Origin of the sequence: Ramlibacter sp. (genome assembly GCF_035706265.1) — a bacterium.
GTDB lineage: Bacteria > Pseudomonadota > Gammaproteobacteria > Burkholderiales > Burkholderiaceae_C > Ramlibacter.
Map to the genome: position 1 here is coordinate 1 of NZ_DASSVG010000183.1, position 9,064 is coordinate 9,064.

General features: G+C 68.9%; 10 protein-coding genes and 2 pseudogenes. 6 read left to right on the forward strand and 6 right to left on the reverse strand.

What is annotated here, in order from left to right; translation table 11 throughout:
- Positions 1 to 352: pseudogene (locus tag VFM98_RS06865) on the forward strand (MBL fold metallo-hydrolase); the annotation flags it as partial.
- A 66-nt stretch (positions 353 to 418) separates the two neighbouring features.
- Here the strand turns inward: VFM98_RS06865 and VFM98_RS06870 are convergent.
- The 3 genes from VFM98_RS06870 to VFM98_RS06880 all read right to left on the reverse strand — a co-directional run bounded on the left by VFM98_RS06870 (position 419) and on the right by VFM98_RS06880 (position 2,487).
- Positions 419 to 673, reverse strand: coding sequence for a hypothetical protein (locus VFM98_RS06870; protein WP_325109165.1), 255 nt, complete (start codon positions 671 to 673; stop codon positions 419 to 421).
- 162 nt (positions 674 to 835) lie between these two features.
- Positions 836 to 1,336: a hypothetical protein gene (locus tag VFM98_RS06875; RefSeq protein WP_325109166.1), complete on the reverse strand. Its 501-nt coding sequence runs from the start codon at positions 1,334 to 1,336 to the stop codon at positions 836 to 838.
- Positions 1,337 to 1,362: 26 nt separating this feature from the next.
- Positions 1,363 to 2,487, reverse strand: coding sequence for a cupin domain-containing protein (locus tag VFM98_RS06880; protein WP_325109167.1), 1,125 nt, complete (start codon positions 2,485 to 2,487; stop codon positions 1,363 to 1,365).
- 22 nt (positions 2,488 to 2,509) lie between these two features.
- Between VFM98_RS06880 and VFM98_RS06885 the strand changes: the two genes are divergently transcribed.
- On the forward strand, positions 2,510 to 3,004 hold the full coding sequence (locus VFM98_RS06885; RefSeq protein ID WP_325109168.1) for an FKBP-type peptidyl-prolyl cis-trans isomerase: 495 nt from the start codon (positions 2,510 to 2,512) through the stop codon (positions 3,002 to 3,004).
- A 191-nt stretch (positions 3,005 to 3,195) separates the two neighbouring features.
- Here VFM98_RS06885 and VFM98_RS06890 read toward each other — a convergent pair whose 3' ends face one another.
- The 3 genes from VFM98_RS06890 to coaBC form a co-directional block, all read right to left on the reverse strand.
- Complete coding sequence (locus tag VFM98_RS06890) at positions 3,196 to 3,714, reverse strand: glycine zipper 2TM domain-containing protein (RefSeq protein WP_325109169.1); 519 nt, start codon at positions 3,712 to 3,714, stop codon at positions 3,196 to 3,198.
- Between the two features lie 166 nt (positions 3,715 to 3,880).
- The gene (gene dut / locus VFM98_RS06895; protein WP_325109170.1) at positions 3,881 to 4,327 is read right to left on the reverse strand and encodes a dUTP diphosphatase; all 447 of its coding nucleotides are present in this window, start codon (positions 4,325 to 4,327) and stop codon (positions 3,881 to 3,883) included.
- An 11-nt stretch (positions 4,328 to 4,338) separates the two neighbouring features.
- The gene (coaBC, locus tag VFM98_RS06900) at positions 4,339 to 5,556 is read right to left on the reverse strand and encodes a bifunctional phosphopantothenoylcysteine decarboxylase/phosphopantothenate--cysteine ligase CoaBC (protein ID WP_325109171.1); all 1,218 of its coding nucleotides are present in this window, start codon (positions 5,554 to 5,556) and stop codon (positions 4,339 to 4,341) included.
- 166 nt (positions 5,557 to 5,722) lie between these two features.
- Between coaBC and VFM98_RS06905 the strand changes: the two genes are divergently transcribed.
- The 4 genes and pseudogenes from VFM98_RS06905 to eno all read left to right on the forward strand — a co-directional run.
- Complete coding sequence (locus VFM98_RS06905; RefSeq protein WP_325109172.1) at positions 5,723 to 7,405, forward strand: CTP synthase; 1,683 nt, start codon at positions 5,723 to 5,725, stop codon at positions 7,403 to 7,405.
- A gap of 1 nt (position 7,406) precedes the next feature.
- Positions 7,407 to 8,261 (forward strand): 3-deoxy-8-phosphooctulonate synthase, encoded by an 855-nt coding sequence (kdsA, locus tag VFM98_RS06910; RefSeq protein WP_325109173.1) that lies wholly within the window; start codon positions 7,407 to 7,409, stop codon positions 8,259 to 8,261.
- Positions 8,254 to 8,544 (forward strand): DUF1330 domain-containing protein, encoded by a 291-nt coding sequence (locus VFM98_RS06915; protein WP_325109174.1) that lies wholly within the window; start codon positions 8,254 to 8,256, stop codon positions 8,542 to 8,544. The genes kdsA and VFM98_RS06915 overlap by 8 nt, the downstream gene beginning before the upstream one ends.
- 143 nt (positions 8,545 to 8,687) lie before the next feature.
- Positions 8,688 to 9,064 (forward strand): annotated as a pseudogene (gene eno, locus VFM98_RS06920) (phosphopyruvate hydratase); the annotation flags it as partial.

The following is a 9,064-nucleotide window of genomic DNA, read 5'->3' on the forward strand; positions in this document are numbered from 1 at the left end:
CACCGACCTCGGGCACGTGACGGCGCACGTGATGCAGGAACTCGCGGGCTGCGCCACCCTGCTGCTGGAATGCAACCACGACGAGGAGATGCTGCGCGCCTCGCGCTACCCGCCCTTCCTGAAGCGGCGCGTGGCCGGGCCTTACGGGCATCTCGCCAACTCCGCCGCGGCACAACTCGCGCAATCGGTGCTGGCGGCCGGCCGCCTGCGGCAGGTGGTCGCCGGCCACCTCAGCGAGCAGAACAACAAGCCCGAACTGGCGCGTGCCGCACTGGCGCAGGCGCTGGCCTGCGGGCCCGACGACGTGCATGTCGCCGACGGCCCCAGCGGCAGCGGCTGGCTGACCGCGTAGCCGCACCATGAAAAAAGCCGCCCGAGGGCGGCTTTCATGCGGGAGCGCGCGCAGCGCGCTGGCCGCTCAATTCGAAGCGGCGCCGGAAGCGGGCGTGGCCGCGCCGGTGGCCGTGTCGGCAGCAGCGGAGGCGGAGCCGGTGGCAGCGGAAGCAGCGCTGTCGGCGGCGGGGGCGGCGGCAGGAGCCGGCGCGGGCGCGGGTTCCGGAGCGGGGGCGGGGGCAGCAGCCGGGGCGGGCGCGGGCGCCGGCTCTTCCTTCTTGCCGCAAGCGGCGAGGGCGACGGCAGCAACCAGGGAGGCCAGAACGAGCGATTTCTTCATTTCAGTTTCCTTCTAGGGACGGGACGACGATCCGGAACTTTTTCCTGCGGGCAAGCCGCCGGTTGGAGCGAAAGAGGGCCGAATCCCCCTCCAACACAGCCAAAAATTATATACCGCAATAGCTTTTTCCTCAGGGGTGACCCTAGGTAAGGGAACTTTTCCTCACAGTCCCAGGGTCGTCGCCGGGAAGGCGGGCGTGGCCTTCTGCAGCCACTCGTTCAAAGCTTCGCGCAGCAGCACGCGGCGTTCGGGCTCGTCGCCGCAATAGCCGTTGCAGTGCGCGAGGTCGCGCCGTTCCAGCACCCAGCGCGGGCTCCACAGGGCGCTGGGCAGGTCCAGCCGGTCGGCCGCGGGGCAGGCCACCGCCGTCACGATGTGCGACCACAGGCGGCGCCACTGCACGAAGCGGGCATGCTGGCGCAGCACCACTTCGTAGCTGCGCGCGAGCAGCACCATGCGGCGTCCGCCCGCGGACCAGGCCTGCAGCGACTCGGCGACGGCGCGCTCGCCGAGCGGCCAGTCCTCGAAGTCCGGGTCGCTGAGGATGATCTCGCGCCAGCCTTCGCGCGCTGCGCACGCGAGCGCGTCGCGCAGCAACTGGCGGAATTCCTCGCGGCCCTCGAAACGGCGCGAAGGCAGGGGCGCGGCAGCTTCTTCGTTCATGGCAATCCTCCTCCTCGGCGGGTTCGCTACTCGCCGTTCGCGTGCGCCCAGCCGGCCTCGCACCACGAAGCCAGCAACTCGCGCGCGGCCTCGCTGGCGCGCGCCAGGTCCGTCGCATCGAGCCGGCGCCGGTCGGCCAGCCGGCGCATCAGCTTCGCATCGGCGCCGGCGGCGCGCCAGGCCTCGCCATTGACGAACACGTGGCGCTCGTCGTGCAGCATGCGCGTCCGCGCATCGAGCACCAGCGAACGCAGGCGGCGCGGCGCGCGCCCGGGCTCGAACCACACGTTGGCCTTCGGCTCGGTGAGGTATTCGCCCAGCGCGCGATCGAGCGCGGATGCATCCTTCAGTGCGGCGGCGAGCGCCTCCTGCGCGAAGGCGCGCAGTCCCGCGGGGATCGCGCCGGGCGTTTCGGTGGCGGGCTGGGCCGGGTCACGGTACAGGCGCTGCGCGCCCTCTTCCGCGGCCTCGTCGGCGATGCGCTGCAGCAGCTCGCGCGCGAGCTCCGCCTGGGCGGGCGCGCGAAAGCCGATCGAGTACGTCTGGCACTCGCCTTCGGCGATGCCGTCGTGCGCATAGCGCGGCGGCAGGTACAGCAGGTCGCCAGGCTCGAGCACGAACTCCTGCTCCGGCTCGAAGCGGGCCAGGATCTTCAGCGGCACGTCCGGCTGCAACTGCAGGTCCGAGCTGCGGCCGATGCGCCAGCGGCGCCGCCCCTGTGCCTGCAGCAGGAACACGTCGTAGCTGTCGAAGTGCGGGCCGACGCCGCCGCGGTCGGTGGCGTAGCTGATCATGAGGTCGTCGAGCCGCGCGGCCGGCACGAAGCCGAACTGGTGCAGCAGCGCGTGCGCGCCCGCGTGGTGCAGGTCCACGCCCTGCACCAGCAGCGTCCAGCCGGGCTGCTTCAGCGCCGGCAGGGCGCGGCGCGCGAACGGGCCGCGCTGCAGCCGCCAGGAGCGGCCTTCGTGCACGACGAGGCGCGATTCGACTTCCTGGCGCGCGGCCAGCGCGAACAGGTCGCGCGGCGGCAGCAGGGCCTGGAAGCCCGGGATGGCCTGGCGCACCAGCAGGGGCTTCTTCTGCCAGTGCCTCTTCATGAACACGGCCGGGCTCAGGCCGCCGAGCAGGGCCAGGGGTGCGGTGGGATCCATGGGGAACTGCGACAATTCTCCTATGGAAATCACACCGAACTGCGTCGTCGCGCTGACGTGGACGCTGAAGGACACCCTGGGCGAAGAGCTCGACCGCCTAGAGGATCCCGTGGAGTTCCTGGTCGGCGGCAACGACCTGCTGGCCAAGGTGGAGGAAGCGCTGCAGGGCCACGAGCCCGGCGACCGGCTCGACCTGCACCTGGAGCCGGAGGACGCCTTCGGCGACTACGACGAACAGCGCGTGTTCCTGGAGCCGCGCAGCGTCTTTCCCAAGGAGCTGGAGGAAGGCATGACCTTCGAGGGCCTGCCCGCCGGCGCCACCAGCCAGGACGCGCCGAAGAACCTGCTGTACACGGTGACGGAGATCTACCCCGAGCACGTCGTGCTCGATGGCAACCACCCGCTCGCCGGCATCGCGATCCGCCTGCACCTGAAGGTGGAGGCCGTGCGCGAGGCAACCGAGGAGGAAGTGGGCCGCGGCACGCTGGGGACGGGGTTCTTCCGCATCGGCGATTGATTGAAGGCTGCGCGGTCCGAGCCGCCAGTCAACAGCCGGACGCAAAGGACGCAAAGAAGCGCAAAGAACGCAAAAGGGACACCTTCGACAGGATTCCTTTTGCGTCCTTTGCGTAACCTTCGCGTTCTTTGCGTCCGGCTGTTCAATGACGCCCGGCGCAGACCGGGCGTTCTTCATGGCGCGACGGGCGCTCAGCCGCGATAGATCACGCCGTTGTCCACGCGCACCCGGTCGCCCACGCGCAGGTCGCCCGTGGCCGGCACTTCGTACGTGCGGATCAGGCCCTGGTCCGTCTGCATCGTGATGCGATAGCCCGCCTGGGTGGTGATGCCCTGCGAGTTGCGCGCGATCTGGCTGCCCACCGCAGCGCCGGCCACGCCACCGAGCACCGTCGCGGCCGTGCGGCCCGAGCCGCCGCCGATCTGGTTGCCCAGCAGGCCGCCCACCACGCCGCCGACCACCGCGCCCAGCACGTTGCGGCCGCCCAGCGGCGCGTTGGTGCCCACCGGCAGGTATTCGATGTTCACGATGCGGCCGTATTCGGTGCCCGCGACCGGATAGCTCGCGACCGGATAGGTGGCCGTCGTGGTCGTCGGATAGCTCGAATAGGTCGGATAGGTGCTCGCGACCGGATACGACGAGCAGGCCGCGAGCGTCGCGAGGGCCAGGCCGCCGGTCACCACGGAGGCAAGACGGGAAAAGGTGCGCATGGAATTCTCCTTCGTTTGCTGATCTGCACACGGCGCCACCCACCGCGGGTGCACCCTGTACAGCTCATTGAAACGAGCGCAAGCCGCGCGAGGGTGCAGGCTTTCCCGCACTTACACGTAGGACCGCGTTGTGCAGCTTGTCAGGCGCTGCGCACGCGCCCGGGCATCAGCTCTTCCCTGTGGAGCCGTAGCCCCCTGCACCGCGCTGCGTGGCCGGGAATTCGGCGACGACGCGGAAGGCGGCCTGCACCACCGGCACGATCACCAGTTGCGCGAGCCGCTCCATGGGCTGCAGCGTGAAGGCCGTGTCGCTGCGGTTCCAGGCGCTCACCATCAGCTGGCCCTGGTAGTCGCTGTCGATCAGGCCGACGAGATTGCCCAGCACGATGCCGTGCTTGTGGCCCAGGCCTGACCGCGGCAGGATCAGCGCCGCATAGCCGGGGTCCTTCAGCCAGATGGCAATGCCGGTGGGCACCAGCTGCCAGGCGTTGGGCGCCAGCGTGAGCGGCGCATCGAGGCAGGCGCGCAGGTCCAGCCCGGCGCTGCCCGGCGTGGCATAGGTGGGCAACTGGTCCGCCATGCGCGGATCGAGGATCTTGACGTCGACTTGCATTCGGAAAAGGTTCAGGCCTGGGCGCGGCGGCGGGCGATCTCGGCGACCAGCTGGCGCGCGAGCACGAGCTTGGAGGCGCGCGGCAGCTCCACCGCGCCCTGCGCGTCCACCAGCAGCAGCTGGTTGTCGTCCTGGCCGAAGGTGCTGGGGCCGATGTTGCCCACCAGCAGGGGCACGCCCTTGCGTTCGCGCTTGGCCTTGGCGTTGGCGGCCAGGTCGTGGCTCTCGGCGGCGAAGCCGACGCAGAACAGCGCGCCCGCCTGCGCCCGCGCGCTGCGCGCCACGGTGGCCAGGATGTCGGGGTTCTCGGTGAAGCTCACGGTGGGCGGCGGGCTGCCACCCTCCTTCTTGATCTTCTGCCCGGATTCGGTGGCGGGCCGCCAGTCGGCCACGGCGGCGGTGGCGACGAACACGTCGGCCTGCGCGACCTCGGCCTCGGTGGCGGCCAGCATCTCGCGCGCCGAACGCACGTCGATGCGGCGCACGCCGCGCGGCGTGGGCAGGCTCACCGGCCCGGCAACGACGCTCACTTCGGCGCCGGCCTCGTGCGCAGCACGCGCGATGGCGAAGCCCATCTTGCCGGAGGAATGGTTGGTGATGCCGCGGATCGGATCCAGCGCCTCGAAGGTGGGCCCCGCGGTGACGACCACCTTGCGGCCGGCCAGCACCTTGGGCTGGAAGAAGGCCACCACGTCCTCGAGGATCTGCTCCGGCTCCAGCATGCGGCCGTCGCCGGTCTCGCCGCAGGCCTGCTCGCCGCTGCCCACCCCCAGCAGGGTGGCGCCGTCGGCGGCGAGCTGCGCCATGTTGCGCTGGGTGGCGGGGTGGGCCCACATCTCGCGGTTCATCGCCGGCGCGATCAGAAGCGGCACGGTGGCGATCGGCCGCGCGAGGCACATCAGCGACAGCAGCTCGTCGGCCGCGCCATGCACCAGCCTGGCCATGAAGTCGGCGCTGCAGGGGGCGATGAGGATGGCGTCGGATTGCCGCGACAGGTTGATGTGCGGCATGTTGTTCGGCTCGCGCGGATCCCACTGCGAGCAGTAGACCGGGCGGTTCGACAGCGCCTGCATGGTCACGGGCGTGATGAATTGCTCGCTCGCCGCGGTCATCACCACCTGCACCGTCGCGCCTTCCTTCACCAGCGCCCGGCACAGCTCCGCGGACTTGTAGCACGCGATGCCGCCCGTGAGCCCGAGGACGATGTGCTTGCCGGCGAGGTCGTTCATGAGTCGAGTTTAGCGTTGAGCGTCAAGCGTTGAGCGTTGAGCGTGGGCGCGTTGGAAGTCGGGCGTGCCGCGCCTCGGACGTCCAACCCTCAACGCTGAACGCTCAACGCCCAACCTTATAATCCTGCTTTACCACCTCCCCGGGAGCACGCACCTCCCGACCGACATGACCAAATTCGTCTTCGTCACCGGCGGTGTGGTGTCCTCCCTGGGCAAGGGAATCGCCTCAGCCTCCCTCGCAGCGATCCTGGAGTCGCGGGGCCTCAAAGTCACCCTCATCAAGCTCGATCCCTACATCAACGTGGATCCGGGCACGATGTCGCCCTTCCAGCACGGCGAGGTGTTCGTCACCGACGACGGCGCCGAGACCGACCTGGACCTGGGCCACTACGAGCGCTTCATCTCCACCCGGATGCGCCGCGCCAACAACTTCACCACCGGCCAGATCTACAAGAGCGTGCTGGAGAAGGAGCGCCGGGGCGACTACCTGGGCAAGACGGTGCAGGTGATCCCGCACGTCACCAACGAGATCCAGGAATTCATCCGCCGCGGCGCCGGCATGGGCACCGAGAGCGAAGTGGACGTGGCGATCGTCGAGATCGGCGGCACGGTGGGCGACATCGAGTCGCTGCCGTTCCTGGAAGCGGTGCGCCAGATGGCCCTGAAGCTGGGCCCCAACAACTCCGCCTTCGTCCACCTGACGTACGTGCCCTACATCCAGGCCGCCGGCGAGCTGAAGACCAAGCCCACGCAGCACACGGTGCAGAAGATGCGCGAGATCGGCATCCAGCCCGACGCCCTGCTGTGCCGCGCCGACCGCAACATCCCCGAGGACGAGGCCGACAAGATCAGCCTGTTCACCAACGTGCCGAAGTGGGGCGTGATCTCCATGCCGGACGTGGACACCATCTACAAGGTGCCGCGCGTGCTGCACGAGCAGGGCCTCGACGGTCTGATCTGCGACAAGCTGCGCCTGAACACGCCGCCGGCCAACTTGAAGCGCTGGGACCAGCTGGTCTACGAGGTGGAGCATCCGCGCGGCGAGGTCAACATCGCCATGGTCGGCAAGTACGTCGACCTGTCGGACAGCTACAAGTCCCTCAACGAGGCGCTGCGCCACGCCGGCCTGAAGAACCACGTGCGGGTGAAGATCGACTACGTCGATTCCGAGACGATCACGCCGGAGACGGTGGGCCAGCTCGCCAAGTTCGACGCCGTGCTGGTGCCCGGCGGCTTCGGCAAGCGCGGCGTGGAAGGCAAGATCCTCGCCGCCCGCCACGCCCGCGAGCACAAGGTGCCCTATCTGGGCATCTGCCTCGGCATGCAGGTCGCCACCATCGAGTACGCGCGCGACGTCGCCGGCCTCGAAGGCGCCAACAGCACCGAGTTCGATCCCGCGACCAAGCACCCGGTGATCGCCCTCATCACCGAATGGCAGGACGCGAGCGGCGCGATCCAGACCCGCACGGAGCAGTCCGACCTCGGCGGCACCATGCGCCTGGGGGCGCAGAGCTCCGACGTCGCGCCCGGCACGCTGGCCCACCAGATCTACGGCGATGTGGTGACCGAGCGGCACCGCCACCGCTACGAAGCCAACGTGAAATACCTCGACCAGCTGCGCAAGGCGGGGCTGGTGATTTCCGCGCTGACGCAGCGCGAGCACCTGACGGAGATCGTCGAGCTGCCGCAGGACGTGCACCCCTGGTTCATGGGCGTGCAGTTCCACCCGGAATTCAAGTCCACGCCCTGGGACGGCCATCCCCTGTTCAACGCCTTCATCCATGCCGCCTGCGAGCACCAGGCGCAGCGGCAGGGCACGAGCGCCAAATCCCTCAAGGTGGTGGGCTGACATGAAGCTGTGCGGTTTCGAGGTCGGCCTGGACCGGCCCTTCTTCCTCATTTCCGGCCCCTGCGTGGTCGAATCCGAGCAACTGCAGATGGACGTGGCCGGCCAGCTGAAGGAGATCACCTCCGCGCTGGGCATCCCCTTCGTCTTCAAGAGCAGCTACGACAAGGCCAACCGCTCCTCCGGCGCCAGCTTCCGCGGCCCCGGGATGGAAAAGGGCCTGGAGATCCTGGCCAAGGTGAAGCGCGAGCTGAACGTGCCCGTGCTCACCGACGTCCACACCGAGGCCGAGGTGCCCACGGTGGCCAAGGTGGTCGACGTGCTGCAGACGCCCGCGTTCCTGTGCCGCCAGACCGATTTCATCCGCGCCGTGGCCCAGTCCGGCAAGCCGGTGAACATCAAGAAGGGCCAGTTCCTCGCCCCCGGCGACATGAAGAACGTGATCCAGAAGGCCCGCGACGCCGCGCGCGAGAAGGGCCTGCCGGAAGACGCGTTCATGGCCTGCGAGCGCGGCGCCAGCTTCGGCTACAACAACCTGGTCTCCGACATGCGCTCGCTCGCGATCATGCGCGAGACCGGCGCGCCGGTGGTGTTCGACGCCACCCACTCCGTGCAGCTGCCGGGCGGCCAGGGCACCAGCTCCGGCGGCCAGCGCGAGTTCGTCCCGGTGCTCTCGCGCGCCGCGGTGGCGGTGGGCGTGGCGGGCCTGTTCATGGAGACCCACCCCGATCCGGCCAAGGCGCTCTCCGACGGGCCCAACGCGGTGCCGCTGAAGCACATGCGCGCCCTGCTGGAGACGCTGGTGGCACTCGATCGCGTGACCAAGAAGAACCGCCTGCTGGAGAACGACTTTGCCTAGCGCCTACATCCTCGCCAATGTCGACGTCACGGATCCGCAGCAGTACGAGGAGTACAAGCGGCTGTCCACCATCGCCATGAAGGCCCACGGCGCGGAAGTCTGCATCCGCGGCGGCGCCGCGCAGGTGATCGAGGGCGACTGGACGCCGGGCCGCATGGTGCTGCTGAAGTTCCCCTCCACCGAAAAGGCGCGCGCCTTCTACGACTCCCCCGAGTACCAGGCCGCAAAGAAGGCCCGCGAGGGAGCAGCCGTGATGCGGATGCTGCTGATCGAAGGCACCTGAATACCGAAGGCAGGACGCAGAGAACGCAAAGGGTACGCAGAGAACGCAAAAAAGACATTTTCAAGATGGCTTCTTTTGCGTCCTTTGCGTACCCTTTGCGTCCTCTGCGTCCGGAAGTTTTTTTGAACCCAAGAGAAACCTGAATGAGCGCAATCGTTGACAAGGTCGGCCGCGAGATCCTGGACTCGCGCGGCAACCCCACCGTGGAATGCGACGTCCTGCTGGAGTCCGGCACCATGGGCCGCGCGGCGGTTCCCTCGGGCGCCTCCACCGGCTCGCGCGAGGCGATCGAGTTGCGCGACGGCGATCCCAAGCGCTACCTGGGCAAGGGCGTGCTCAAGGCCGTGGAGCACGTCAACACCGAGATCTCCGAAGCGGTGCTGGGCCTCGACGCCTCCGAGCAGAACTTCCTGGACAAGACCCTCATCGACCTGGACGGCACCGAGAACAAGAGCCGCCTGGGCGCCAACGCCATGCTGGCCGTCTCCATGGCCGTCGCCCGCGCGGCCGCGGAGGAATC

Bases quoted from the DNA above. Each gene is read 5' to 3' on its own strand.
- VFM98_RS06905 (WP_325109172.1), top strand. From the start codon at position 5,723: ATGACCAAATTCGTCTTCGTCACCGGCGGTGTGGTGTCCTCCCTGGGC.
- dut (WP_325109170.1), bottom strand. From the start codon at position 4,327: ATGCAAGTCGACGTCAAGATCCTCGATCCGCGCATGGCGGACCAGTTG.
- kdsA (WP_325109173.1), top strand. From the start codon at position 7,407: ATGAAGCTGTGCGGTTTCGAGGTCGGCCTGGACCGGCCCTTCTTCCTC.
- VFM98_RS06880 (WP_325109167.1), bottom strand. From the start codon at position 2,487: ATGGATCCCACCGCACCCCTGGCCCTGCTCGGCGGCCTGAGCCCGGCC.
- VFM98_RS06890 (WP_325109169.1), bottom strand. From the start codon at position 3,714: ATGCGCACCTTTTCCCGTCTTGCCTCCGTGGTGACCGGCGGCCTGGCC.
- VFM98_RS06870 (WP_325109165.1), bottom strand. From the start codon at position 673: ATGAAGAAATCGCTCGTTCTGGCCTCCCTGGTTGCTGCCGTCGCCCTC.
- coaBC (WP_325109171.1), bottom strand. From the start codon at position 5,556: ATGAACGACCTCGCCGGCAAGCACATCGTCCTCGGGCTCACGGGCGGC.
- VFM98_RS06885 (WP_325109168.1), top strand. From the start codon at position 2,510: ATGGAAATCACACCGAACTGCGTCGTCGCGCTGACGTGGACGCTGAAG.
- VFM98_RS06875 (WP_325109166.1), bottom strand. From the start codon at position 1,336: ATGAACGAAGAAGCTGCCGCGCCCCTGCCTTCGCGCCGTTTCGAGGGC.